This window comes from Aeromonas piscicola (assembly GCF_000820005.1).
Lineage (GTDB): Bacteria > Pseudomonadota > Gammaproteobacteria > Enterobacterales > Aeromonadaceae > Aeromonas > Aeromonas piscicola.
Map to the genome: position 1 here is coordinate 832 of NZ_CDBL01000051.1, position 2,148 is coordinate 2,979.

The following is a 2,148-nucleotide window of genomic DNA, read 5'->3' on the forward strand; positions in this document are numbered from 1 at the left end:
ATATCTGTCATCCACATTGCTCTCGTTACTGTCGCCGCCAAAGATGCAGGCGAGCAGTTGAGTGGTGCGCTCGATATGGTCGATGGTGATCAGGGTTTCGGCCACATAGAAGCAGTAGTCGGGGCAGTTGTTGCTCCCCTCCGGCACCTCTGGCAGATCCTCGAAGGAGGCGATCAGGTCGTAGGCGAAGCTGCCTGCCATAAACAGTGCCTCTTTACCCAGCTGGCACTGCAGCTCTTGTTGCAGGGTGCGCAGCACGTCCAGCACGCTGCTCCCCTTGAGGCGAGAGTCTTCATCCTGTTCCCGATCGGAGGCCGGGAAGTCGAGCTGCAGCTCGCCATCCACCAGCGAGCGTGCCACCACAGCAGGCAGGCGCTCGGCCAGCAGGCTCTGCAACTGGGCGCCGTTGTCGTTCAGGGTGCGCACTCGCACGGTACGGCCACGGCATTCGATGCGCAGGCAGGCATCGACCAGCAGCAGGCTCTGCTTGCCCGCCTTGGAGTCGATCTCGACCGATTCCAGCAGCAGGTTGTTGGGGCGTCCCTGGCAGAGTCGGGTGTAGAGCGCCAGCGGGTCGGCCACATAGGGGGCGTTGAGCTTGAGGGTATCGAATTCACCCAGGGGCAAGCGAGTCGTATTGACGGTCATAGTGCGTTCCCTTGCGTGTGATGCGTTTTACCGATGTTCATGACATTGAATTCCTTGGAAATTAAATTGGTTTAGGCGGTTTCAGTAGGGTCGCCATCGCCAGGTCAGTGTTCTTGTCTGAATTCTCGGTTTCATCACAGGTCCATTTGCCGGATAATAAAAAAGCCCGCTGGGGTCAGCGGGCTTTTTCTTTGGGTTCTTAATTTGCTGTCAGATTACAGATACAGCAACGACCACACGCCCGCATGTCAGGGAGTGTGCCACCACCAGATGGTCAGGATGGAAGTCGTTTGCATGATAAAGTCCTGTAAAAAGATGTTTGCAATGAAGTGCCTACAGAAAACGATAAAGCCGCGGCCAAGTCAAGTCGCTTTTTAGCCTTCTTTCACCGATGGTGACCTGATCATGAGAGCGGAATAACCTGATGAGATTCGATCTTCACTGTCATACCACTGCCTCCGACGGCGTGCTGAGCCCGGCCGAACTGGTGCGCCGCGCCGCCGAAAAACAGGTAGAAGTGTTAGCGGTCACTGACCACGATACCCTTGACGGGCTTGATGAGGTGCGCCGCACCATAGCATCCGAGCAGCTGCCGCTGCGGCTGGTGAGCGGGGTCGAGATCTCCACCGGCTGGGAGCATCACGAGATCCACATAGTGGCGCTGGGGGTGGATGAAAAAAATCCGCAGCTGGTGGCGTTTTTGGCGGGGCAACGGGCTCGCCGCGAGGCGCGCGCGCTGGAAATAGGGCGCCGTCTGGAGAAGTGCCTGATCCCGGGCACCTATGAAGAGGCCAAGGCGCTGGCCGGTGATGCCGCCGTGACCCGTGCCCACTTTGCCCGTGTGCTGGTGGCGCGCGGGGTGGCCGACAACATGCAGAAGGTATTCAAAAAGTACCTGAGCCGTGGCAACAAGGGTTATGCCCCGGCCGAGTGGCCCGAGATGAGCGAGGCCATCACCGCCATTCACGCCGCCGGTGGGTTGGCGGTACTGGCCCACCCCAGCCGTTACGATCTCACCGCCAAGTGGATCAAGCGGTTGCTGGTGGCCTTCAAGGCGGCCGGTGGCGATGCCATGGAGGTGTCACTGCCCCAGCAGAGCCCGCAGGAGCGAGCCAACCTGGGCCAGTGGGCCAAGGAGCACGACCTCTACATCTCGGTGGGATCGGATTTTCACTTTCCGTCCAACTGGACCGAGTTGGGCCGCCACCTCTGGCTGCCCAAGGAAGGCATGCCGGTCTGGCTGGCCTATCCCGGCCACTTCGGGCTCACCACCGAGCAGCATACCGCCCTGCTGGCCAGTCGCTAGCACGGGGTCGGCCGCCGGCCCTCTGTTGCATGGGAGGGTAAACCGGCGTCAAACAGGTTAAGGTAGCGTCATGGGTCTGGAACCCGTGACCATGAAGCGGGCACCGCGCGTGCCCCTATCGCGAGAAGAGCATATGAGTCAGCATTTTTATGTACACCCGGAAAATCCCCAGGCCCGCCTGATCGGTCAGGCGG

The 2,148-nt window shown here is 60.0% G+C and carries 1 protein-coding gene and 1 pseudogene; one reads left to right on the forward strand and one right to left on the reverse strand.

The window, feature by feature from the left end; translation table 11 throughout:
* Positions 1-648: pseudogene (locus BN1128_RS10605) on the reverse strand (anthranilate synthase component I); the annotation flags it as partial.
* 424 nt (positions 649-1,072) lie between these two features.
* Between BN1128_RS10605 and rnm the strand changes: the two are divergent.
* Entirely contained in the window at positions 1,073-1,954 is an 882-nt protein-coding gene (gene rnm, locus BN1128_RS10610; RefSeq protein ID WP_042868497.1) for an RNase RNM, read from the forward strand.
* Positions 1,955-2,148: the final 194 nt, after the last annotated feature.

Excerpts from the sequence above, each read along its gene's own strand:
- rnm (WP_042868497.1), top strand. The coding sequence starts at position 1,073 with ATGAGATTCGATCTTCACTGTCATACCACTGCCTCCGACGGCGTGCTG.